Below are 19,671 nucleotides of genomic sequence, written 5' to 3' on the forward strand. Positions count from 1 at the left end.
CGACCGCCAGATCGTGCCGTTGTTCAACGCCGGCTATGACCCCAACACCTACAGCGCCGGAATGCTTGAGCTGATCGCCAGGTTCGTACCCGGTCGCAACGGCGTGAGCGAGGCCGAAGCCACAGCATGGGCACAAGACCTCGCCGGGCTCGGCCCCGACTACTTCTTCAGTCTCAACCGCTACCTGTTCGTGGCGCACAAGCCCACCTGACGGCGGGCAGGTAGCCGTCATCGAGGAGCAGAGGAATCGAGCAACGCAACGCTTAGCGTCGCTGGTCCTGTGCGAGATGGGCGATGAGGACTGCGGCCTGGTCGAGCATCCGGGTAGGCGTCTTGGCCTCCGAGTGAGGCGAACGGAGCATGGAGCGCCGACTCGGCCGATCCGATGCGCGGCAGGGCTGCGAATCGCCTCTGGCGTCGCGGCGAGCAGGAACCCTGCGACGTCGATGTAGTCCTCGAGCGTTGGTCGCCAACGCGGTGGAGGCATGTGAGCGGTCCTACTGGCCGAACGGTCGAACATCTCGCGCTGCTCGGACCGGTGTCGCTCACCTCGGCGGTGGGCCCGGCGGCCGCCGCATCGGCCAGAGCGGTGGGCTGCCGCCGAACCTGAACACGCCAAGGTGCTCGAAGCCGAGACGTTCATAGAGGGCGGCATTGCGTTCGCTGGTCGCTTCGAGGTAGGCGGGGAGTTGCTCGCGGTCGCAGCGCTCCAGGGTTGGTCGCATAAGCGTGGTGCCGAGCCCTTGTCCTTGAGCGTCGGGGGCGACGCCGACGTAGGGGAAGTAGTAGTGAGGCTCGCGGAGGTAGCGGCGCTCCATCGCGGTGATCAGCCCGAACGCGTGCAGGAGCCGTGTTCCGAACACTCGCGTGAAAGCCGGGCCGTGTGCGATCTGTGCGCCGATCGGCATTCTCCAGTTGTGCGGGGGCAACTCCAGCGACGCGCCGGCGCTCCCGTCAACGGTCCACACCCTCCCGGCGGGGAGCACGACGTGTCGTAACTCCAACTGGAAGAACCGCTCGAGCCGGCGTTGCCGTCGGTGCCGGTTCGGGATCAGCCAACTGAGCACGGGGTCGCTCTCGAACGCGGCTGCCAAGGCGGCGCTGAGAGGGCCGGCTTCTGACGGGGTGGCGCTACGAGGGGAGCTGTCGGTGCCCGGCACAGGTTCGCGTCTCGGTATGGCGGCGCGATTCGGTCGGCGGAGACGCCGCGGAATCGTGATGATCATGTCACGCCTCTGGCCGGATCTCGTCGTGGTAGCCGGCGACGAGTTCGGCGAGGCGGAGCGGGTCGGCAGGGTGGAGTGGTGCGCAGGGAGAACGTGTCGCCGCTGGCGATTGCGACGCAGAGCGCTCGGCAGAGGAACCAGGCAACCGCCGGCGGGAGCGCCGGCGTTGTGCGAATGAGGCGGAGGACGAGGCTGAAGCGAACCCGAGCGGTCATGGGCACGGTGAGGTCACCAAGGCTGGGTGGCGACCAGCACGACCGCGTGGCCGTCGTAGCCGTGCGGATATGTCCACGCGTCCTCAAAGACGAGCGCCATGGGGTGAAGCCACGACCGGACCTGCTCGGCGTCGAGCGCGTGTGGCTCGGTCGGCGTGGGGGTGTGGTCGACGTCGAAGTTCAGGATGAGCGTGCCGCCTGGGCGCAGCAGGCGTCGTGCCTCGGCGACGACGGCCCGTGGGTCATCGACGTGGTCGAGGCTGTTGCGTGCCACCACGACATCGACCGTTCCGGAGATCAGCGGAATCGCCTCCGCGCGAGCGGCGAGGTAGACCGCGTCCGAGGAGAGCATCAAGCCCGCGTCGGCGAACCGGTGAGCGAGGGGCTCGACGCCGATGCTCATGCGCGCCGGGCACGCGTCGGGAAACCCGAGCGCTCCGGGTCCGATGTCCACCACGACCTTGCCGTCGAAGAAGTTGGTGTCCTCGATCCCCGACTCCTGGAGGATGCGGCGGACCGCAGCGCGTGCCTGCTGCCAGCGTCGCCCCTCGTACGTCGGCGCGAGCTCCTCACCGGGAAGCAGCTCCAGGACGTCGTCGGGCACGAAGTCGTCACCTGTCAGGGCCGGATTCCACTTCTGCAGCCACCAGGCAAGCTCTTCGTCGCCTTTGACATCGGCCGGCGGGCGCAGCCGCTGTCGCAGCCGCAGTCCGACACGAAGTCGCGTTAATAGATCGGGGATGCGAACCGGCATGCTGGCCTAGACGGATGAGCGGCCCGAAGGTTCCGCCGCTCGATCTCCATCAAAGGCACGCGTCAGCCGTAGGCGCGGACGCTTCGAGCTGCCGACGGCGCTACGGTTCGCGCCGTGACCGACCCCGTCTTCCGTCTCGTGACCCCAGCCTCCGCACTCGAAGCCGCCCCCGCGGGCTGGGCGAGGGAGCTGCTGCGTCAGGGCGAAATGGCGCTGGCCCTGAACGCCGGTGAGCTCGATGCGATCGACGCCGTCGCGCGGGCCCTGGATCGACCCGCCGTCGCGGTGCTGCGGCGCGAGTCGACGCCGGCGGCCGCCGAGGCGTCGGTGCGCGAGTTCGCGGCCGGGCTCGCTTTGATCTGGATCGCGCCCGCGTTCGGCGACGACGCCCGTGCCTGGGCTCGCGATCGCGCGCCGATGACGCTGCTCGTCGAACACGACGGCCCGTTGCCCGAGGAGGAGCGCCGCCGGATCGAACGGTTCGTCGCGACCCTCGGCCGCCAGGCAGAGTAGCGGCACGGGGACGACGGGGTGCCGTGGCGCGCGTGTCAATCCGACTGATCGCGGACGTGCCTGTAGCACTCGTAGACGACGCGCGAACCGAAGGTCCTCGTCTCGATCAGGTCGAGCGAGATCTCGTCGGTGACTGGCGGGAGGAACGGCGTCCCGCCACCGACGACGACCGGATAACGGAACATGTGCAGCTCGTCGACGAGGCCGAGTTGGATCGCTTGCGCGGCCAAATCAGCACCGCCGATCGAGACGTCGCCCTCAGTGGCGTCGAGGGCTGTTGCCACTTCCTCGGCTAGTGACGCGCGGGCGAGCCGAGCGTTGCCCTGAACGCTGTCGAGCGTGTGGCTGAAGACGATCTTCGGGAGCGCGCACCAGACGTCGGCGAACGCCGTCCTGTCCGCGTCGCTGCGCAGCGACGGCTCGGTCTCCCAGACCAGCATCGTCTCGTAGAGCCGGCGGCCCATCAGGTAGGCCCCGAGCCCGCGCACTTCGGCGAGGTGGAAGCCGAACTGCTCGTTGCTTGGGCCCGACCAAGCAAACGCCCCGTCGCGGTCAGCGATGAAGCCGTCGACTGAAACGCCCATCGAGTAGATCACCATGGCTCAAGTATCGCGGGCCCTATGCCGGCGGTCGTTCGCTGTTCAGTTCACGTCTCGGCGAGCACGAGATCCGGCGGCGTCTGGTCCTTCTTGGTGATCGTGAGATAGGTCACCAGGGCGAGGATGCAGGCGAGGAAGATGTAGGACGTGCCGGTGGTGCCGAGGCCGACCCCGCCGTACTTGTGGCTGTTCTGGGACATCTCGTCGCCGATCGACGCGCCGAGCGGGCGGGTCAGGATGTAGGCCAACCAGAACGACAGGATCGCGTTCATGTTGAGCACGTAGTGGGCGAAGGTGACCGCCGCGATGGCGCCGGCGAAGATCGCGATCGAGACCGCGTAGCCGAGGTCGGCCTTCTCGGCCAGCAGGTCCCCGGCCGCGGTGCCCAGCGCGAAGGTGAAGAGGATCGTCAGCCAGTAGAAGGCCTCGCGGCGGGTCGTGACGATCGAGTGGATCGAGAGCGTGCGCTCGACGGCGTACCAGACGGCGAACACGGCGGCGAGGATCACCGAGAAGACGATCGTCGACGTCAGCAGCGGCACATTGTGTGCATCGGTGAGGTTGTCGGTGATGAGCGTGCCGAAGACGCTGATGACGACCACGACTGCCCAATAGATCAGCGGGACGTAGCGCTTGAACTGGAACTGGGCCAGCAGGAGGACGGCGAGCAGCGCGCCGGTGAAGTACGTGGTGTTGGTCAACCCGAAGCCGAGGTTGTCGTTGAGGTAGTCGGCGGCGGTCTCGCCGACGGTGGTGCACATGATCTTGATGATCCAGAAGAAGAGGGTGACCTCCGGGACCTTGTTCAACATCTTGCGCCCGAGCGAAGGAACGGTGTCCGCGTGGGTGGTGGTGGTCATGGTCGCACTGTGCACCGGGCAACCTTGCGTTGACCTGACTGCTTAGCGCTCGCCGACAGACCGCACCGCGGGCAGCTCTAAGACGAAGCAGCCGCCGGGGCCGTCGCCGACCAGGACGTCGCCGCCACACGAGCGCGCGAGGCGCCGTGCGAGCGGCAGCCCGAGGCCGGCACCCGGAGACGTCTCTCCAGAGCCGCGCACGCCCGGGTCGAAGGCGCGCTCGCCCAGCCCGGGGTCGAGCCCAGGGCCATCGTCGCGCACGGTGATCCGGACCCGGCCTTCACCCGCAGACAGCTCCAGCGTGACCCGCTCGCGTGCATGGCGCTGGGCGTTGGCCACGAGCGGTGCCAGCGCACGGCGCAGGACGTCGGGCTCGCCTTCGGCGAGCGGCAGATCGCCGGCCGGCTCAAGAACATCAACTTGCTCGACCTCCCGCGCCAGTGCGACCAGATCGACCGCGCCTTCGGTCGGATCGAGCTCGCGCCGTGCGACGGCCAGCAGGGTGTCGACCGTGTTCGTCAGTCGGGCCGACTGCGCGACCACCGCGCGCAAGGCATCGTCCTTCTCGGTGATCGCGTCGGCGCCGGCCGCCCCCAGCGCCAGCTCGGCCCGGCCGCGCAGCCCGGCGATCGGCGTGCGCAGCTCGTGGGCCATCTCGCCGGCGAAGCGCTGCTCGTGGCGACGCGAGGCGGCGATGCGGTCCAGCAGGCCGTCGAGCGTCGTAGCCAGGCCGGTCAGCTCGTCGCGCGGCGGGCCGAGGTCAAAGCGGCGATCGAGGTCGTGAGCGCCCCAGTCCTCGGCCCGCGACGTCATCTGCACCACCGGCTCCAGCGCCCGGCCGATCGCGGTGCGCAGCGCCAGCGCGCCCGCGAGCAGCACGAGCGCGGCGATGATCAGCGAGCCGACCAGGACCTGCTTTTGCAGGTTCTCCAGCGGCGCGGTCGAGAGCGCGACGACGACCGCGCCCACAGGGCCGGCGCGCCCGGGCTCGACGATCGGCACGACGCGCAGATGGATGTCGCCGACGCCGTCGGCATCGTGGTCTCCGAACGCCCGCGCGCGACCGAGCGCGACCGCCGTCCGATCCAGCGCCGCCGACACGTTGGTCGCCCGCTCGATGACCCGATCACCATCGATCACCCAGCCGTGGCGATCGAGCGCCTCGTCGTTGGGCGCCTCGCGAACGGACACCCCTGAGCTCGTGATCGCCAGCGTCGCGAGCTGGGCCTGGGCGTTGACGCGCAGCTCGTTGGAGACCTCAGCGCCCACGCGACGATCGAGCAGCACGTTGCCGGCGACGACCAACGCGCCCAGGCCGACCGCCAGCGTGACCAGCGACGTGAGCAGCAGCCGCGCGCTGAAGCTCATCGCAACTCGTAACCCACGCCGCGCAACGTGTGAACGGCCGCAACCGTGCCCGTCGGTGACATGCCGCCGACGATATGCGTCTCGCCAGATCCGTGCGCGCGGACGGGCGCGTGTTCAGGTTGGGTTCAGGCACTCCTCCATACCCTGCGCTCCGCGCACGCGCTCGTCATGCCGTTCCGAGCCGAGCGGCTTGCGCCCCTCTCCCCACTACGTCGAAAGGACACGATGTTGCGCGCTTCTCGCGGTCAAGCGGGTGGCTTGGAGCCACTTGCCGCCAAGGTCCCGGAGATCACGGTGCTGTTCTGGGTCCTGAAGATCCTCACGACGGGGATGGGGGAGGCGATGTCGGACTTCATGGGCCAGCACAGCGTCCCGATCGCCGGGCTCGTCGGCGTCTTCGGCACGGCGTTCGCGTTCCGGCTGCAGTACCGCCGCCGCGAGTACCACGCGCCGACCTACTGGTTCACGGTGATGATGGTGGCGATCTTCGGGACGATGGTCGCCGACGGGATCAAGGACGGTCTCGGGCTCTCCTACGCGGTCACGACCCCGTTCTTCGCCGCCCTGGTCGGGATCGTGTTCTGGCGCTGGCAGCGCAGCGAGGGCACGCTGGACATCCACACCATCACCACCCGCCGCCGCGAGACCTACTACTGGGCCGCCGTCCTGGCGACCTTCGCCCTGGGCACCGCCGCCGGCGACCTCACCGCGATCACGCTCAACTGGGGCTTCTTTGCCTCGGCTATCCTCTTCGGCGGCATCATCGCGCTGCCGATGCTGGGCTGGTGGCGCTTCGGCCTCAACCCCGTCGTCGCCTTCTGGGCCGCCTACGTCGTCACCCGCCCGCTGGGCGCCTCGTTCGCCGACTGGTTCAGCAAGCCACACCTGCAGACCGGCCTCGGCCTCGGGGACGGCACGGTCAGCGCGATCGAGCTGGTGCTCTTCATCGCCCTCGTCACCTACACCGCGATCCGCAAGAACGACATCCAAGGCCCAGGCGACGGCGATCCGCAGCCGCCGCGTCCTCGCGCCGACCACCAGCCTCAGGGCTTCCTGCGGCCTCAACCCGCGGAGGGCTGAGACAAACCGGCGGTGACACCATCGCGCTGGGTGCGCGCGCGTCAGTGCAGGATGGCCTTGACGGCGATCAACGCTCCCGCGAGCAGGCCGAGGGCCGCGGCGTGGACGAGGCAACGCGGCACGGTCGCGCCGGCGAGGCGGGCCGCCAGGAACGCGTAGGTGCAGATCAGCGCGAGGCCGGACCACTTCGAGAGCGCGAACGCGAGGTCGATGTCGCAGGCGCCGAGCGCTGCGAGGACGAAGAACAGCGCGGGAAACGCGGCGCCGACGATGACCGCGATTGCTTCGCCGGCAACCGAGCGCAGTTGACGGCGATCGAGGGGCGCGCGTGTCCGGGCTTCGAGCGAGACCGCCTCGCTGTACAGCTCGGCGAGCCCGACGGTGACGGCCGTCACGATGAGCAGGATGGCCATCGCCCCAGGCGCCGGGGGATGTTCCTGGAGAGCGACGACGAGTGCCAGCCCGACGAGGGCTCCGTAGAGCGTCCGTGCAACATCTCGCGATCCGAGATGGGCTGTGACGATGGCGGGAAGTGGCGGCGACGGCACCGGTCTATCGCACGCTCGGCGTGGCGTCCCGGTCGACCGCATAGAAGGCAGCGCCCAGCGGCGCGGCGACTGTTGAAAGGCAACTCACCGCTTTCCATCCATACGCAGGGGCAATCGCCGCGTGGTCCACAGGGCGAGCAGCGCGAGCGCGGCCACAGCGCCCAGCGCACGCCGCAGCGCATCGAGCTCCGCGTCGCCGTAGTCGTCGGCGATCGCCTGCGCTTGGGCCGGCGTCACGCCGCCATCACGCGCCGCTGCCTCGACGTCGGCGACCGGCACCACCGGGATGCCCGCCTGCGCGCGTTGGGTGATCTCTTGGCGCGCGCGCTCCGGCACGCGTGGGTTCTCGGCGACGCGCGCGACGAAGCCGCTGGACAGCGTGGCGATCAAGATCGAGCCGATCAGCGCGGTTCCGAGCGACGCGCCGAGGTTCTGCGCGGTCCCCTGGAGCCCGCCCGCCTCGTTGGTCTTGGCCTCCGGCGACGACGACATGATGATGTTGCCCAGCTGGGAGATGAGCAGGCCCGCGCCCACGCCGAAGATCGCCAGCCCGACGGCGAACGCGGTGCCGTCGAGCTCGACGTCGATCGTGTCGAGCAACAGCACCGCGGCCGCGACGAGGGCGAGGAAGCCGGCCTGCGCCACCCGTCGCGGCGCGAAGCCTGCCGCCAGGCGCGGCCCGGCCAGCGCGGCGATGAACATCGTCACCGACATGGGAAACAGGCGCTTGCCGGTCTCGAAGGCGTCGAGGCCAAGGACGACTTGCAGGTAGACGGGCAGGACGAAGAACGTGCCGAGCAGGGTCAGCTGTTGCATGGTGAGCGCGATGAGGCCGGCGCGCAGCGGAGGGATGCGGATCAGTGAGCGATCAAGCAGCGTGTCGGCCCCGTCGCGCTCGCGCCGCTCCTCCCATACGGCGAAGGCCATCAACAAGCCGATGCCGGCGAGGATCAGGAACGGGACGATCGAGAACCCGAGCGGCGTGATCTCGTGGCCGCCGATCTCCGGCGCGGCGAGCGGCTCGACCCAGCCCCACGTGCTGCTCTTGAGGATGCCGAACACGGCGAGGCCGAGGCCGCCGCCGGCCAGCGCGGCGCCGACGAGGTCCAGGTGCGGCGGGTGGGAGATCGGCAGGTTCGGCAGGACGCGGCGGCGGGAGAGGAGGATGGCGGCGACGACGACGACTTCGCCGACGAAGACGTAGCGCCACGAGAACTCGGTCGTCACCCAGCCGCCGATCAGCGGTCCGGTGGCGATCGCCGCGCCGGCTGCGCCGCCGACGATCCCGAACGCGGTGGCGCGGCGGGCGCCGTCGTAGGTCGCCACGACCAGCGCCATGATCGCCGGGATCACCATCGCCGCCCCGATGCCCTCGATCGTCGACCAGCCGATCAGCAAGACGGTGAGGTTGGGGCTGATCGCGGTCGTCAGCGATCCCAGGCCATAGATCGCCAGCCCGATGGCAAAGCAGCGCGAGCGGCCGAGCACGTCGCCGAGCTTGGCGCCCAGCATCATCAGCGACGCCATGACCAAGGTGTAGAACGTGATCGCCGCCTGGACGCCCTGGATCGACGTGTCGAGGTCGGCGACGATCTGCGAGATCGACACGTTCATCACGCTGCTGTCCAACACCATCACGAACTGCGCGGAGGCGAGGACGACGATCGGCATCCAGCCCGCGTTGCGCGCCGGTCCGGCCCGCGGAGGTGTGGCGGCGCCGACGGCTGCGGGCATGGCGCTACGCCTCGCCGTTGCGGACGACGAGCACCGGGCGCCGCGAGTCGTGCAGGAGGCGGCGCGTGGTCGAGCCCAGCAGCCGCGCCTTGACCGCGCCCAGGCCGCGCCAGCCGACGACGATCAGCGCCGCGTCACACCGCTCGGCCGCGGCGATCACGGTCCGGGCCACGTTGTCGTCGTCGCGCGCGGGCATCGCCTCGGCGGTCGCTCCCAGCCGCTCGGCCAGGGTGACGCCAGCTTCGGCGACCGCCCCGGCGTGCTCGCGCTGGAGGCGGTCGACGGTCATGATCTCGTCCGGATTCGGCAGGCCGTAGGCGACGGCGCTCGGGTCGGTGGGGGTGAGCATCGCGGTCCCGAAGCTCGGCTCCCAGACGCTGACCACGACCAGGTGGCGGCCGGGCAGCTCGGCGACGGCCACGCGCAGCGCGGCCTCCGAGGGCGCCGACCCGTCGAACGAGACGACCACCGGGCGCGTGTCGTTGACCATGGTCTGAGATGAGACCAGCCGCGTCGTGGTATCGCGGGATGGCGGGCCACCGTCTGCGTGCGTGTGGCCACCAAGGTCGTCGGGGTGCGGCCACCACCACGGACACCGGGCGCCCGGGTTGCCTGCGGCTGACGGCGCCGGCTGGATGCTGTTCGCCGGGATCATGATGGCGCTGATCAGCGTGCTGAACATCATCTACGGAATCGCCGCGATCGGCGGCTCCCACTTCTTCGTCAACGACCAGTCTTACATCCTCAGCGGTCTCAGCACCTGGGGATGGGTCACGCTCGGCATTGGCGCCATCCAGATGATCGCTGCGTTCTCGATCTGGAACGGCCACCAGTTCGGCCGGTGGCTCGACATCCTGGTCATCTACGGGCTGGCCGCCTACGGCGGCGGCGCGCGGTGAACGTCTGTGCGCTGCCAGCGCAGGGGCCCGCACGGCGGGGAGTTCGAGGATGTCGTTGGCCCCGACGAAAGCGATGCCCGTGAGCCCCCGGCTTAGGGTTCCGGAGCAATTGCCAACGTGCTCTGGCCGTGCCCCTGGGTGCCGACTCCGGGGGTGGGAAGTATAATGTGCTACAGTTGACGCACAATGTCGACCGTCGGCGTTCGCGAACTGCGTCAGAACTTAAGTCGCTATCTGGAGCGGGTCAAGAACGGGGCGTCGCTTGAGGTCACGGAGCACGGTCGTGTGGTTGCGCGCCTCTCACCTGCGGGTGAGCAGGTCCCGGACGCGTATGCCGCGCTTGTCGCCGAGTACGGTGCCACGCTTCCCAGCGCCAGCTTGACCGACGTGATCGCACGCCGGCCTCGGCGTCGGACGCCCGGTGGCACGACGGACGCGTTGCTGGCGGAAGGTCGCGCGGAGCGGGCGTAACGTCGGTGGCGGGTGTCTACCTCGATACGAGCGCGCTCGGACGCGTCGTGCTTGACGAGCCCGACAGCGACGTGATCGGTGCTGCGTTGGTCGCGTTTGACGCCGTCGTCTCCAGCCGCTTGCTTCGGATCGAGCTGCATCGCGTGGGGCTTCGGACCGGCATCGCCCGCGAGGAGATTGAGACATGGTTGGCCGGCGTGTCACTCGTGCCGATGGATGATGCGATCCTTTCGGTGGCTGAGGCGGTCTCGCCTGCAGCTGTCGCAACGCTCGACGCGATCCATCTTGCAACTGCGCTTCGGCTCGCCGCCAACGGGCACGTCGCGTCGATCATGACGTTCGACGTGCGGCTCGCAGAAGGTGCGCGCGAGCACGGACTCGCCGTGATCGCGCCGAGCTGAGACCCGGCGGCGGCGTCGACCCAGAGCTTCCCGCTGGCGCGCAGTGGCGACAGGCCCGCCGCTCCTGCTAACGGAGTCACGAGCGCACGTCGTGGCGGGAGTCGAGGGCCACGCCCCTGATCTCATTCCCGTCGTTGTCCTTCATAAGGACACCGTGGGCATCGATGTCGGCGATCATTGACGCGACCTCGTCCTCGCTCATCCCGAGGCGCACGCTCAACAGCTTGTAGCTCCTCATGGGCGTCTCGCGCGAGAGCTCCGCGATGAGGCGCCGCCGCCGCTGGTGCTGCTGCTGCAGTTCGAGGAACTTTGGTACGAGCGAGAGCAGGGAAGCGAGCGCGGCGACGACCGCCGCGACGAGCGTGGCGGTGGCCTGGTCGAAGGCAGCGATCGTCAGTGCGGTTGTGGTCATGACGTGTGGGCGATGATCGGTAACCAGTAAACGAGTGTCAACTATGACGCCGTGCCAGTCTGGGGTGGCCGATTCGCGACCGACGCCGTGCGTCGTCGGCCCCATATCATGGCCGAATGAGCAACGTGATCGAGGACGACGTTGCGCCCGTCACCGACATCTCTCCGCCGCCCGGAGCACCGTTCCTGACAGCGGACTGGCGTGACGTCGTTGGCATCACCTTCCCGTGTTCGCAGGACCAGCTCACCCCGTATCTGCCTCCGGGAGCGACGATCGACACACTCGAGGGCTCGCCGCGCGTCAGCCTCGTCGCGTTCGAGTTCTCAAAGACACGCGTCCGGCGCGTTCCCATACCGGGTCACATTCGCTTTCCCGAGATCAACCTCCGGTTCTACGTCCGCTATCGCGGCCAGCGTGCCGTCGTGTTCATCCGTGAGCTCGTTCCGCGCCGGGCCATCGCAACCATCGCTCGGCTCAGGTACAACGAGCCATACGTCCGCGTCCCGATGTCCTGTGGCCGAGAGCTCGAAGCAGGTTCCAGCTCTGTGCGCGTCTGGCACCGGTTCGCCAAGGGCTCGACCATTGACGTGACAGCCTCGGTGATCGGCACGCTCCCTGTGCCCGACAGTCCGGCACACTGGCTGACCGATCACTCCTTGGGCATTGGTCGGCGCCGCAACGGTGCGGCCGTGCTCTACCACATCGCGCATCCCACCTGGGCGCTGCACGAGATCGCTGCCATCGATCTCAACGTGGACTTCGCGGCCATCTACGGACCCTCTTGGGCGTGGCTTGCCGACACGCAGCCCAGCCACGTCTCCCTCGCGGCCGGCTCAGCGATCACGGTCTCCCGACCCGTGGCGCCGTCGCGTCAGGAGCCGTAGCTCAGGAGCCGCAGCTGGCCGAAGTCCAGGGTGTCGGTCGGCGCCGGGCCGTCGGGGCTTGGGACGACCGGGACGACCGTCACCCGGAACGTGTCGCCGTCGAGCGCGCGGAGCGCGTCGGTCACGGTCACGGTCTTGACCTGTCGTGGCACGCCGCGCGGCGCGCGGAGGTCGAACGGGTCCGCCGGGCCGTGGTGGGCGCAGTGGCGCTCGTCGTCGCCGAAGCAGCCGCCATGGCCGAAGATCGTGAACGACCCCGCGTAGCCGCTGGAGGCCTCGCGCGGGGTGTCGATGTTGGCGTCGGGCGCGTCGAGGTAGACGTGGGCGACGTAGCTCGGGCCGAGTGGGTCGACGTCGTAGAACACCAGGTCGGTACGGGTGATCGGGAGGTCCGGGTCGGCCAGCGGCGGCAGCAGCATCGGCTCGGAGACGTAGCGGTCCATGTCAGGCCTGCCTTCCGGGGTCGCGGGCGGTGGTGACGGCGTAGTCGTAGCCGAGGTTGGTGACCGTGAGGACGTCGGCGACGGTCTGCTTGAACGGTGGCAACGGGCTGTGCAGCAGCCAGTCGGGCAGTGCGGTCTGGGTGTGGCGCAGCTGCCAGAGGCGCCAGACGCGATCGATCATGCTGTGGTGGGCCCAGAAGATGGGGTCGTACGCGGCGAACGGGATGTCGCTCATGTGGCCGCCGACCCACACGTGCACATCGCCGTGCTTGTCCTCGAGCTGGGTCTGGAAGTCCAGGAACTGCGGCTCGTCCAGCAGCGCCTCGATCTCCGCGGTGGTCGGGAGCGCCGGGGCGCCGGGCTGGCCCGGGGCGCGGAGGGTGTCGGGGTAGTTGGCGAGGACATGGTCGAACCGATCGTCCTTGTCGGTCTTCGCCTGCTCGATCGCGAGGTCGTTGATGTGGACGGAGTAGAGCGGGTTGTCGGCGCCGTCCGGGCTTTGCGGTGCGGCGTAGGCCTCGGGCACGTCGCGCACCGTGCGCCAGTCCCACCACGGCAGCGTGACGTCCGGCACCTGGTCGCGCAGGGCCAGCTCGAAGTTGTACAAGTAGGCGCGGTGCCAGGCCAGGAACGTCGGCTGCCCGTGGGCCACGTTGCAGTACTTGGGCAACGGCAGTCCGTGCAGGCCCGCGTGGTACTGGTAGCCACGATCGTCGGACAGCGCCTGGACGGTCTGGAACGCCTCGCGCAGCAGCGTCAGCTGGTTGTCGTCGAGCGCGGTCACACCCCGGCGCTGGCGCAGGACGGCAACGGGGCTGGTGGGACTCGCGGTACCGATCGGGCTCACGACGAACGTCCTCCTTGAGTTGTGCGCCGCGAGCCTAGCCCGAACCGCACAGCAGCGCAAATCGATGACTGTCGCAATAGCCCTTGCGCGCACCGAGTGCGCGCGACTAGTGTCAAAATATGAGCGGTTCGTTCTCCATCGTGGCGCACATCATGGGGATGCCCGTCGAGGAGACCGTGCTGTTCGGCCTGCCGCCGGTCACCGCGGCGCTCGGCGCATGGTGGACCGAGCGCCGCGCGAGGAGGTCGGTGCGCGCCGACCGTCGGGCGGAGGCAGACGACCGGGTGAGTGAGGAGTCACGAGGCGACCAGCAGGGCGCGTGACACGCCGATGCGCTCGGGCAGGTTGTGACCAAGTGGTGACCGCCGGCGGGCTGCAGGGGCCCGCATCTAGCTTTGCCGGGCCGGTTGCCTGGGCGCGTTTGGAGGAACCCAGCCTGGTCCGTATGCTGATCGCCGCTCAACGATTTGCGCTACTACGGAGCTGGGAGGACGGGACGGATGCCGGTCAAGGACTATGGCGTGCTCACCGCGAAGGCCGTGGCGGCCAAGCGCGAGTCCGGCACCGGGAAGGTGCATTTCCAGATCCGCCTCGAGGATCAGGATGGCAAGAGCCTTCGGATCCCGGTCAACGTGCTGTCGGACTCCCAGGGCGCACTGGAGGCCCGGCAACTCAAGTACGTTGTGATCGACGACTTCGCCCATTCGGTCACGGCGGCGATAGGTGCGCTCGGCGACGGCTGGCATCCGCTGACGCACCAGCCGAACGGCGCGGCGCTCGACTACATTCGAGGCAACCTCTTCGACCCCGGCACGATGCGCATCATCCCCGCCGACGTCGCGGGTCCCGACAACGACCTGGAGGACCTGCTCCAGCACTACGTCGACCGGGCGCTGGCCGACTCGAACGTCCGGATCTCGGCGATCGGCTCGCTCTGGCGCGACACCGACGCCGACCAGATCTTCCCGGACATCGACCCCAGCACCGGGATCCACGACATCCACATGAACCAGGGCAACGAGGCCGGCCACCAGGGCGATGACGGTGTCTGGAACGACGGTGGCCTGCTGATCCACCTGCCGCCGCCCGAGGACCGGTGGGTCGCGATCTTCCTCGCCTTCCAGAACCAGGCCTGGCACACCGACGACACGACCGGCCACGCCGGCGCCGCGGACGACCAGCCCGCGACCGGCGCCGAGCAGGACGCGCCAGTGCGGATCCTCGCGGCGATGGTCAACCCGGTCGGCGGCGGTGACGAGGCCGAGAGCGTCGTGCTGCTGAACGCCTCACCGGTCGCGGTCGACCTGAGCGACTGGACGATCGCCGACAAGGTCAAGGCCAAGTCCGCTGTTCCGCCCGGACCGCTTGCGGCGGGCCAGACGCTGAGCGTGCCGTTGATCAAGCCCACCGCGCTGGGAAACCAGGGCGGGATCATCACGCTGTTGGATGCGACGGGGCTGAAGATCTCGGGCGTGTCCTACACCAAGGCGCAGGCGCAGCGAGAAGGCTGGACGGTCGCGTTCTGATGCCTCAGCGGGTAGACACCCAACAGCTCGATCTCCTGATCTTCGGCGGGCATGCGACGCCGCGGTTCACGCAGGACTCGCCGGTCGCGCCGGAGGTGTGGGCCGCCTACAACGAGGCGGGCGACGAGCGCGTCGACCTGCTGCTCACGCCGCACCAGGACGCGACGGCGGGCGGGCTGGCCGCCGAACTGCGGCGGCGCCTCGACCATCGCGGGAAGGGGGGCCGCGACGCACACCTGTCCTACACCTCCTCCTACGTCGTCGCGAGGCTGACGCTGCGCGAGCTGCTGTGGGCCGCCCTGCCGATGACGCCCTGGTGGTGGCATCTGGCCGGCCAGCCAGAGGCGGAGCCATCGCAGCAGATCCTGACCGCGCTGCGTCGCTTTGACGACGATCCGCTGGCCCTGCTCCCGCGCCCCGACGATCCGGCGACGACCTTCGGTGAGCTGCCCTGGCTGGTCCGGCTCGCCGCGGCGCTGCTCACCGACGGCGCGATCGAGCGTCCGCTCGCCAAGATCGTGGGTGAGGCGCTGGACCCGGTCCACAAGCTCGAGGACCGCCCGCCCGTCCTCTGGTCGGTCACCGCCAACCGGCCCGTGCGGGCCGCGATCTATGACTCGCGCCGGACCGTCAAGGCCGATGCGGCCCAGCGCGTCTTCGAGGTCGACACCAGCGGGCTCGCGTGGGCGGTGATCGACGGCGGCATCGATGCGACCCATCCGGCGTTCCGCCGCCGCGACGCCGACGGGGTGCCGCTCGAGTCGCCGTACGGGGACGGCTCGACCGTCATCGCGACACTCGACTTCACGAAGCTGCGCGCGCTGCGCGCCGGCGCCCGCGACGCCGACGACCGCGCCGCGTTCGACGCGTTCGACGACCTGGACACGGCCCTCCAGCAGGGCAAGACCGTCGACTGGGTCGCGCTCGAGCGCCTCATCACGATCCCGCACACCGATGAGCACGCCTACAAGGCGCCGACCCACCCGCACGGCACCCACGTCGCCGGCATCCTCGCGGGCGACTGGCGCAGCGACGACAAGCCCGCGCCGCCAGATCAAGAACTGCGCGGCGTCGCGCCCGGCCTCGCGCTCTTCGACCTCCGCGTGCTCGACGACCAGGGCAACGGCGACGAGTTCGCGCTGCTCGCCGCCCTCTCCTGGATCCGCGCTCGCAACGGCCGTGGCGACCGCCAGCGGATCCACGGCGTGAACCTCAGCCTGTCGCTCGACCACGCGGTCCGCAACTACGCCTGCGGCCGCACGCCCGCGTGCGACGAGTGCAGCCGGCTGATCGGCGCGGGCGTCGTGGCCGTCGCGGCCGCCGGCAACGCCGGGACCACGACCTACGCCTACCAGGGCGTGGCGAGCGACGGCTTCCGCGCGATCTCGATCACGGACCCCGGCAACGCCGAGGCGGTCATCACCGTTGGCGCGACCCACCGGCTGGAGCCGCACGCCTACGGCGTCTCGTGGTTCTCCTCGCGCGGCCCGACCGGGGACGGCCGCGCCAAACCCGACCTCGTCGCGCCCGGCGAGAAGATCACCGGCCCGGTTCCCGGCGGCCAGGCCGACGAGCTCGACGGCACCAGCATGGCCGCCCCACACGTCTCCGGCGTCGCCGCGCTCCTGCTCGGCCGCTACCGCGAGCTGATCGGCCAGCCACAGGAGGTCAAGCGGATCCTCTGCGAGAGCGCGACCGACCTGCAACGCGAGCGCTCGTTTCAGGGCGCCGGTCTTATCGACACCCTCCGAGCACTCCAGGCGGTCTAGGACATGATCTTCACCCTCGAGGCCCTCCGGGCCCAGCACGGCGACTCGCTCCTGCTCCACTGGGGCGACCCGGCCGATCCGCAGTTCGCGATCATCGACGGCGGGCCGCCCGGCACCTACCGTGAGAGCCTCGCGCCGCGGATCGAGAAGCTGCGCGAGACCGCGGGTGTCGCCGAGGACGTCGCGATCGACGCCCAGCTCGCGATGGTGTCGCACATCGACGCGGACCACATCGCGGGCCTGATCGACCTGACCAAGGCCATGATCCGCCGCAACAGCGACAGCAAGCCCGCCCAACTGCGTATCCGCAAGTTGTGGCACAACGCGTTCGAGGATCTGGTCGGCGCGCCGCCCGCGGTTGATGCCGCCGCGCTGAGCAAGCTCGCCGACGAGACCGACCACCCAGATGTCGCGGCGGCCGCGCTGGTCGCGGCCAGCGTCGGGCAGGGCGCGACGCTGCGCGACAACGCGCGCACGCTCGGCATCCCCATCAACAGCCCGATCGACGGGCTCATCGAGGCGTCTGGCCCGGGTCAGCCCGCGCGGGTCGTCACGTTTGACGGCGGGCTGAAGCTGACGATCATTGCCCCTGACGCCCAGCGGGTCGCCGACCTCCACGACAAGTGGGAGGCCGAGCGCGAGGCGGGCGACTTCATCCCACCGCTGGTCGCGGCCGCGCACGACGACACCTCTGTCCCGAACCTGTCGAGCATCGTGGTGCTCGCGGAGCTCGGCGGCCACCGCATCCTGCTGACCGGCGACGCGCGCGGCGATCTCACGCTCGCCGGCCTCGAGCAGGCCGGGCTCGTGGAGCCGGACGGCATCATGGAGCTGGACGTCCTGAAGGTCCAGCACCACGGCTCCTCGCACGACGTCAGCGCTGAGGACTTCCGGCGGCTGCGGGCCAAGCACTACGTCTTCTCGGCCAACGGCAAGTTCGACAACCCCGACCTGCCGACGCTCGATGCGATCCTGGAGGGACGCCCGGATCCGGACGACAACGACTTCACGGTGCACTTCACCTACGAAGCTCACGTCGACCACCTGCGGGCCGCGATCGCCGCCGCTGACCGCCACTTCCGGGTCGAGGTCGCCCCCGAGCCGCCGGCGGACAAGCCGTGGATCGCGATCGACCTGCTCGCCCCGCTCTAGTCGCCGACCGAACGTCGAGACGTCGATTGGCGGCTCCCGCGGACGTGGTTGTAGCCATATAACGGTTGTACTGCTATAACGGTTATATGGCTACAACCGACCTCGACCGGCGCGGGCGCTTGCGCGTCCTGGCGATCTGCTGCATGAGCCTGCTGATCGTCGGGCTCGACGTGACGATCGTGAACGTCGCGCTGCCCGCGATCCGGACCGACTTCGACGCGTCGGTCTCCGAGTTGCAGTGGACGATCGACGCCTACACCTTGGTGCTCGCGTCGCTGCTGATGCTGTCGGGCTCGACCGCGGACCGCCTCGGCCGCGTGCGCGTGTTCAAGGTCGGCCTGGTCGTCTTCACGCTCGGCTCGCTCGCGTGCTCGCTGGCGCCGAGCGTCTCCGCACTTGTCGTCTTCCGGATGGTGCAGGCTGTGGGCGGCTCGATGCTCAACCCCGTGGCGATGTCGATCATCCGCAACACGTTCGAGGAGCCGCGCGAGCGCGCGCAGGCGATCGGCGTGTGGGGCGGGGTCGTCGGGATCTCGCTCGCGCTCGGCCCGGTGGTCGGCGGCGCCCTGGTGGGGATCAGCTGGCGCGCGATCTTCCTGGTGAACATCCCGGTCGGCCTGCTGGCGATCGCGCTGGCTGCGCGCTACGTCCCGGAGTCGCGGGCGGCCAAGGCGCGGCGCATCGACCCCGTCGGCCAGGCGCTGATCATCGTGATGCTCGCCTCGATCACCTACGCGATCATCGAAGGCCCGGGGGTGGGCTGGACGTCGGCGCGCATCGTCGGGCTGTTCGGTGTGGGCGTCGCGGCGCTCGCCGGGCTCGTCCTCTACGAGCCGCGCCGGCGCGAGCCGCTGATCGAGCTGCGCTTCTTTCGCAGCGTGCCGTTCAGCGGGGCGACCGCGATCGCCGTCTGCGCGTTTGCCGCGATGGCCGGCTTCCTGTTCCTCAACACCTTGTACTTGCAGGAGGTTCGCGGCTTCAGCCCGCTGGACGCCGGCCTGCTGACGCTGCCGATGGCGGGAATGACGTTCCTGTTCGGACCGGTCTCCGGCCGCGTGGTCGGGACGCTCGGCCCGCGCGTGCCGCTGCTGATCGGTGGCGCCGGGATCGGACTGGGCTGCCTGCTGCTCACCGGGCTGACGGCCACGACCCCGATGGGCCTGCTGGTCGCGGCCTACGCGATCTTCGGCATCGGCTTCGGCTTCGTCAACCCGCCGATCACGAACACCGCGGTATCGGGGATGCCGGCCGACCAGGCCGGCGTCGCGGCGGCGGTGGCGTCGACCTCGCGCATGATCGGGCAGTCGCTTGGCGTTGCGATCGTCGGCGCGGTCACGACCGCGGGCGTCGCCGGCGCCTCGTTGCACGATGGCCTTCCGGTGGCAAGTCATACGGGTTGGTGGATCGTCAGCGGCTGCGGCGCGGCGGTCTTCGCGCTCGGGCTGGCGACGACGACGCAGTGGGCGCACCGCACGGCCGCCCAGACCGCCCGCCGCCTGGCGGAGGTGCCGTCATGAGCGCGGACGAATACCGGCGCCGCGGCGGCGAGAAGAACGTCGCCGAGCGTGCGTGGCGGTCGATGCAGGATCTCGTCCTAGACAACGACCAGCAGCGGGCCGTGAGCGAGGCGCTCGACATGAGCTTCGCCCGCATCAAGGCGCTGCGGCGGCTGGCGTGGAAGCCGATGACCGGCCGCCAGCTCGCCGACGCGCTCGGGACCGATCCGCCGCACGTCTCGGTGATCGTCGACGAGCTGGAGCAGAAGGGGCTCGTCGAGCGCACGCCGCATCCCACCGATCGGCGGGCGAAGATCGTGACGGTCACGGCCACCGGCCGGCGCGCGGCGGAGAAGGCCAACCGGATGCTCGGCCAGCCGCCGGTAGCCCTGCGCGCGCTGCCGCCCGAAGAGCTCGCAGCGCTGGACCGGATCGTCGCGGCGCTGCTCGCTGCGCAGGACGAGCGCTAGGGGG

At 69.8% G+C, this 19,671-nt stretch carries 23 protein-coding genes and 1 pseudogene; 13 read left to right on the forward strand and 11 right to left on the reverse strand.

What is annotated here, in order from left to right; genetic code table 11:
- Positions 1 to 211: pseudogene (locus tag VGO10_RS18600) on the forward strand (methyltransferase type 11); the annotation flags it as partial.
- A 334-nt stretch (positions 212 to 545) separates the two neighbouring features.
- On the opposite strand, the gene VGO10_RS18605 reads toward VGO10_RS18600, so the two are convergent.
- Together VGO10_RS18605 and VGO10_RS18610 are read right to left on the reverse strand one after the other, a co-directional pair.
- The gene (locus VGO10_RS18605) at positions 546 to 1,094 is read right to left on the reverse strand and encodes a GNAT family N-acetyltransferase (protein ID WP_327471181.1); all 549 of its coding nucleotides are present in this window, start codon (positions 1,092 to 1,094) and stop codon (positions 546 to 548) included.
- Positions 1,095 to 1,454: 360 nt separating this feature from the next.
- On the reverse strand, positions 1,455 to 2,195 hold the full coding sequence (locus VGO10_RS18610; RefSeq protein ID WP_327471182.1) for a class I SAM-dependent methyltransferase: 741 nt from the start codon (positions 2,193 to 2,195) through the stop codon (positions 1,455 to 1,457).
- Between the two features lie 114 nt (positions 2,196 to 2,309).
- Between VGO10_RS18610 and VGO10_RS18615 the strand changes: the two genes are divergently transcribed.
- Positions 2,310 to 2,708 carry a hypothetical protein gene (locus VGO10_RS18615; RefSeq protein ID WP_327471184.1) on the forward strand — a complete coding sequence of 133 codons (399 nt, stop codon included), beginning with the start codon at positions 2,310 to 2,312 and terminating at the stop codon, positions 2,706 to 2,708.
- 35 nt (positions 2,709 to 2,743) lie between these two features.
- Here VGO10_RS18615 and VGO10_RS18620 read toward each other — a convergent pair whose 3' ends face one another.
- Genes VGO10_RS18620 through VGO10_RS18630 form a run of 3 tightly spaced genes read right to left on the reverse strand, consistent with a single transcriptional unit; the run spans position 2,744 to position 5,535 of the window.
- Positions 2,744 to 3,307 carry a dihydrofolate reductase family protein gene (locus VGO10_RS18620; protein ID WP_327471186.1) on the reverse strand — a complete coding sequence of 188 codons (564 nt, stop codon included), beginning with the start codon at positions 3,305 to 3,307 and terminating at the stop codon, positions 2,744 to 2,746.
- A 47-nt stretch (positions 3,308 to 3,354) separates the two neighbouring features.
- Positions 3,355 to 4,167, reverse strand: a complete 813-nt coding sequence (locus tag VGO10_RS18625; RefSeq protein WP_327471188.1) for a hypothetical protein — start codon at positions 4,165 to 4,167, stop codon at positions 3,355 to 3,357.
- A 42-nt stretch (positions 4,168 to 4,209) separates the two neighbouring features.
- Positions 4,210 to 5,535: a HAMP domain-containing sensor histidine kinase gene (locus VGO10_RS18630; protein ID WP_327471190.1), complete on the reverse strand. Its 1,326-nt coding sequence runs from the start codon at positions 5,533 to 5,535 to the stop codon at positions 4,210 to 4,212.
- Between the two features lie 225 nt (positions 5,536 to 5,760).
- On the opposite strand from VGO10_RS18630, the gene VGO10_RS18635 reads away from it, so the two are divergent.
- Complete coding sequence (locus VGO10_RS18635) at positions 5,761 to 6,615, forward strand: hypothetical protein (RefSeq protein WP_327471192.1); 855 nt, start codon at positions 5,761 to 5,763, stop codon at positions 6,613 to 6,615.
- A gap of 41 nt (positions 6,616 to 6,656) precedes the next feature.
- Here VGO10_RS18635 and VGO10_RS18640 read toward each other — a convergent pair whose 3' ends face one another.
- The 3 genes from VGO10_RS18640 to VGO10_RS18650 form a co-directional block, all read right to left on the reverse strand.
- A complete protein-coding gene (locus VGO10_RS18640; RefSeq protein WP_327471194.1) occupies positions 6,657 to 7,028 on the reverse strand; it encodes a hypothetical protein in 372 nt (123 codons plus the stop codon).
- A 219-nt stretch (positions 7,029 to 7,247) separates the two neighbouring features.
- Positions 7,248 to 8,897 carry an MFS transporter gene (locus VGO10_RS18645; RefSeq protein WP_327471196.1) on the reverse strand — a complete coding sequence of 550 codons (1,650 nt, stop codon included), beginning with the start codon at positions 8,895 to 8,897 and terminating at the stop codon, positions 7,248 to 7,250.
- A 4-nt stretch (positions 8,898 to 8,901) separates the two neighbouring features.
- The gene (locus tag VGO10_RS18650; protein ID WP_327471198.1) at positions 8,902 to 9,387 is read right to left on the reverse strand and encodes a universal stress protein; all 486 of its coding nucleotides are present in this window, start codon (positions 9,385 to 9,387) and stop codon (positions 8,902 to 8,904) included.
- A gap of 118 nt (positions 9,388 to 9,505) precedes the next feature.
- Between VGO10_RS18650 and VGO10_RS18655 the strand changes: the two genes are divergently transcribed.
- The 3 genes from VGO10_RS18655 (at position 9,506) to VGO10_RS18665 (ending at position 10,668) form a co-directional block, all read left to right on the forward strand.
- The gene (locus VGO10_RS18655) at positions 9,506 to 9,796 is read left to right on the forward strand and encodes a DUF7144 family membrane protein (RefSeq protein ID WP_327471201.1); all 291 of its coding nucleotides are present in this window, start codon (positions 9,506 to 9,508) and stop codon (positions 9,794 to 9,796) included.
- 186 nt (positions 9,797 to 9,982) lie between these two features.
- Positions 9,983 to 10,267: a type II toxin-antitoxin system prevent-host-death family antitoxin gene (locus VGO10_RS18660; protein ID WP_327471203.1), complete on the forward strand. Its 285-nt coding sequence runs from the start codon at positions 9,983 to 9,985 to the stop codon at positions 10,265 to 10,267.
- 5 nt (positions 10,268 to 10,272) lie between these two features.
- Positions 10,273 to 10,668: a type II toxin-antitoxin system VapC family toxin gene (locus VGO10_RS18665; RefSeq protein WP_327471205.1), complete on the forward strand. Its 396-nt coding sequence runs from the start codon at positions 10,273 to 10,275 to the stop codon at positions 10,666 to 10,668.
- A gap of 76 nt (positions 10,669 to 10,744) precedes the next feature.
- Here VGO10_RS18665 and VGO10_RS18670 read toward each other — a convergent pair whose 3' ends face one another.
- Positions 10,745 to 11,080, reverse strand: a complete 336-nt coding sequence (locus VGO10_RS18670) for a hypothetical protein (protein ID WP_327471207.1) — start codon at positions 11,078 to 11,080, stop codon at positions 10,745 to 10,747.
- Positions 11,081 to 11,196: 116 nt separating this feature from the next.
- Between VGO10_RS18670 and VGO10_RS18675 the strand changes: the two genes are divergently transcribed.
- Positions 11,197 to 11,964: a DUF2071 domain-containing protein gene (locus tag VGO10_RS18675; RefSeq protein WP_327471209.1), complete on the forward strand. Its 768-nt coding sequence runs from the start codon at positions 11,197 to 11,199 to the stop codon at positions 11,962 to 11,964.
- Here the strand turns inward: VGO10_RS18675 and VGO10_RS18680 are convergent.
- Together VGO10_RS18680 and VGO10_RS18685 are read right to left on the reverse strand one after the other, a co-directional pair.
- On the reverse strand, positions 11,952 to 12,407 hold the full coding sequence (locus VGO10_RS18680; protein ID WP_327471211.1) for a hypothetical protein: 456 nt from the start codon (positions 12,405 to 12,407) through the stop codon (positions 11,952 to 11,954). The genes VGO10_RS18675 and VGO10_RS18680 overlap by 13 nt on opposite strands.
- A 1-nt stretch (position 12,408) precedes the next feature.
- A complete protein-coding gene (locus tag VGO10_RS18685; RefSeq protein ID WP_327471213.1) occupies positions 12,409 to 13,254 on the reverse strand; it encodes a tyrosinase family protein in 846 nt (281 codons plus the stop codon).
- A 119-nt stretch (positions 13,255 to 13,373) separates the two neighbouring features.
- On the opposite strand from VGO10_RS18685, the gene VGO10_RS18690 reads away from it, so the two are divergent.
- The 6 genes from VGO10_RS18690 to VGO10_RS18715 all read left to right on the forward strand — a co-directional run bounded on the left by VGO10_RS18690 (position 13,374) and on the right by VGO10_RS18715 (position 19,667).
- Positions 13,374 to 13,577: a hypothetical protein gene (locus VGO10_RS18690; RefSeq protein WP_327471215.1), complete on the forward strand. Its 204-nt coding sequence runs from the start codon at positions 13,374 to 13,376 to the stop codon at positions 13,575 to 13,577.
- 177 nt (positions 13,578 to 13,754) lie between these two features.
- Entirely contained in the window at positions 13,755 to 14,780 is a 1,026-nt protein-coding gene (locus VGO10_RS18695) for a DUF2278 family protein (protein WP_327471217.1), read from the forward strand.
- A complete protein-coding gene (locus tag VGO10_RS18700) occupies positions 14,780 to 16,549 on the forward strand; it encodes a S8 family serine peptidase (protein WP_327471219.1) in 1,770 nt (589 codons plus the stop codon). The genes VGO10_RS18695 and VGO10_RS18700 overlap by 1 nt, the downstream gene beginning before the upstream one ends.
- A gap of 3 nt (positions 16,550 to 16,552) precedes the next feature.
- Positions 16,553 to 17,701, forward strand: a complete 1,149-nt coding sequence (locus VGO10_RS18705; RefSeq protein ID WP_327471221.1) for a hypothetical protein — start codon at positions 16,553 to 16,555, stop codon at positions 17,699 to 17,701.
- Between the two features lie 86 nt (positions 17,702 to 17,787).
- Positions 17,788 to 19,218 carry an MFS transporter gene (locus VGO10_RS18710; RefSeq protein WP_327471223.1) on the forward strand — a complete coding sequence of 477 codons (1,431 nt, stop codon included), beginning with the start codon at positions 17,788 to 17,790 and terminating at the stop codon, positions 19,216 to 19,218.
- Positions 19,215 to 19,667, forward strand: a complete 453-nt coding sequence (locus tag VGO10_RS18715) for a MarR family winged helix-turn-helix transcriptional regulator (protein ID WP_327471225.1) — start codon at positions 19,215 to 19,217, stop codon at positions 19,665 to 19,667. The genes VGO10_RS18710 and VGO10_RS18715 overlap by 4 nt, the downstream gene beginning before the upstream one ends.
- The last annotated feature ends 4 nt before the right edge of the window (positions 19,668 to 19,671 follow it).

Origin of the sequence: Baekduia sp. (assembly GCF_035996765.1) — a bacterium.
GTDB lineage: Bacteria > Actinomycetota > Thermoleophilia > Solirubrobacterales > Solirubrobacteraceae > Baekduia.

Coding starts and splice junctions, on each gene's coding strand:
- VGO10_RS18695 (WP_327471217.1), top strand. CDS start 13,755: ATGCCGGTCAAGGACTATGGCGTGCTCACCGCGAAGGCCGTGGCGGCC.
- VGO10_RS18660 (WP_327471203.1), top strand. CDS start 9,983: ATGTCGACCGTCGGCGTTCGCGAACTGCGTCAGAACTTAAGTCGCTAT.
- VGO10_RS18680 (WP_327471211.1), bottom strand. CDS start 12,407: ATGGACCGCTACGTCTCCGAGCCGATGCTGCTGCCGCCGCTGGCCGAC.
- VGO10_RS18640 (WP_327471194.1), bottom strand. CDS start 7,028: ATGGCCATCCTGCTCATCGTGACGGCCGTCACCGTCGGGCTCGCCGAG.
- VGO10_RS18625 (WP_327471188.1), bottom strand. CDS start 4,167: ATGACCACCACCACCCACGCGGACACCGTTCCTTCGCTCGGGCGCAAG.
- VGO10_RS18620 (WP_327471186.1), bottom strand. CDS start 3,307: ATGGTGATCTACTCGATGGGCGTTTCAGTCGACGGCTTCATCGCTGAC.
- VGO10_RS18610 (WP_327471182.1), bottom strand. CDS start 2,195: ATGCCGGTTCGCATCCCCGATCTATTAACGCGACTTCGTGTCGGACTG.
- VGO10_RS18635 (WP_327471192.1), top strand. CDS start 5,761: ATGTTGCGCGCTTCTCGCGGTCAAGCGGGTGGCTTGGAGCCACTTGCC.
- VGO10_RS18675 (WP_327471209.1), top strand. CDS start 11,197: ATGAGCAACGTGATCGAGGACGACGTTGCGCCCGTCACCGACATCTCT.
- VGO10_RS18700 (WP_327471219.1), top strand. CDS start 14,780: ATGCCTCAGCGGGTAGACACCCAACAGCTCGATCTCCTGATCTTCGGC.
- VGO10_RS18645 (WP_327471196.1), bottom strand. CDS start 8,897: ATGCCCGCAGCCGTCGGCGCCGCCACACCTCCGCGGGCCGGACCGGCG.
- VGO10_RS18710 (WP_327471223.1), top strand. CDS start 17,788: ATGGCTACAACCGACCTCGACCGGCGCGGGCGCTTGCGCGTCCTGGCG.
- VGO10_RS18715 (WP_327471225.1), top strand. CDS start 19,215: ATGAGCGCGGACGAATACCGGCGCCGCGGCGGCGAGAAGAACGTCGCC.
- VGO10_RS18670 (WP_327471207.1), bottom strand. CDS start 11,080: ATGACCACAACCGCACTGACGATCGCTGCCTTCGACCAGGCCACCGCC.
- VGO10_RS18705 (WP_327471221.1), top strand. CDS start 16,553: ATGATCTTCACCCTCGAGGCCCTCCGGGCCCAGCACGGCGACTCGCTC.
- VGO10_RS18650 (WP_327471198.1), bottom strand. CDS start 9,387: ATGGTCAACGACACGCGCCCGGTGGTCGTCTCGTTCGACGGGTCGGCG.
- VGO10_RS18690 (WP_327471215.1), top strand. CDS start 13,374: ATGAGCGGTTCGTTCTCCATCGTGGCGCACATCATGGGGATGCCCGTC.
- VGO10_RS18630 (WP_327471190.1), bottom strand. CDS start 5,535: ATGAGCTTCAGCGCGCGGCTGCTGCTCACGTCGCTGGTCACGCTGGCG.